Source organism: Mesorhizobium sp. M0119 (assembly GCF_040322615.1).
Lineage (GTDB): Bacteria > Pseudomonadota > Alphaproteobacteria > Rhizobiales > Rhizobiaceae > Mesorhizobium.
Genome location: NZ_JAMYTU010000102.1, coordinates 1 through 1,177 on the forward strand (window position 1 = coordinate 1; position 1,177 = coordinate 1,177).

General features: G+C 63.2%; 1 protein-coding gene. It reads right to left on the minus strand.

Annotation, left to right across the window (positions count from 1 at the left end):
- Nucleotide 1: 1 nt before the first annotated feature.
- Complete coding sequence (gene tuf, locus NKJ40_RS31740; protein WP_254817137.1) at nt 2–1,177, minus strand: elongation factor Tu; 1,176 nt, start codon at nt 1,175–1,177, stop codon at nt 2–4.

Sequence of the window (1,177 nt, forward strand, 5' to 3'; positions counted from 1 at the left end):
ATTACTCTTTGATGGTGACGACGATGCCGGCACCGACGGTGCGGCCGCCTTCACGGATGGCGAAGCGCAGCTTCTCTTCCATGGCGATCGGCACGATCAGCTCGACATCGACGGTGATGTTGTCGCCCGGCATCACCATCTCGGTGCCTTCCGGCAGCGACACGATGCCGGTCACGTCCGTCGTGCGGAAATAGAACTGCGGACGGTAGTTGGTGAAGAACGGCGTGTGGCGGCCGCCCTCGTCCTTGGTCAGGATGTAGGCTTCGGCAACGAACTTCTTGTGCGGCTTGACGGTGCCGGGCTTGGCCAGGACCTGGCCGCGCTCGACGCCTTCACGGTCGACACCGCGCAGCAGCGCGCCGATGTTGTCGCCGGCCTGGCCCTGGTCGAGCAGCTTGCGGAACATCTCGACGCCCGTGCAGGTCGTCTTGGTGGTCGGGCGGATGCCGACGATCTCCAGCTCCTCGCCGACCTTGACGACGCCGCGCTCGACGCGGCCGGTCACCACCGTGCCACGGCCCGAGATCGAGAACACGTCCTCGATCGGCATCAGGAACGGCTTGTCGAGCGGACGAACCGGCGTCGGGATGTAGGCATCGACCGCAGCCATCAATTCGCGGATGGCGTCCTCGCCGATCTTCTTGTCGGAATCTTCAAGTGCGGCAAGCGCCGAACCCTTGACGATCGGAATGTCGTCGCCGGGGAACTCGTTCTTGGTCAAAAGCTCACGCACCTCGAGCTCGACCAGCTCGAGCAGCTCGGCGTCGTCGACCTGGTCGACCTTGTTCAAAAACACCACGATCGAGGGCACGCCGACCTGGCGGGCCAAAAGGATGTGCTCGCGGGTCTGCGGCATCGGGCCGTCGGCGGCCGACACCACCAGGATCGCGCCGTCCATCTGCGCAGCACCGGTGATCATGTTCTTCACATAGTCGGCGTGGCCGGGGCAGTCGACATGGGCATAGTGGCGGTTGGCGGTCTCGTATTCGACATGCGCCGTCGAAATGGTGATGCCGCGCGCCTTCTCTTCGGGCGCCGCGTCGATCTGGTCGTAGCGCTTGTATTCGCCAAAATACTTGGTGATCGCCGCCGTCAGCGACGTCTTGCCATGGTCGACGTGACCAATCGTGCCAATGTTCACATGAGGCTTAGTGCGCTCGAATTTACCTTTTGCCAT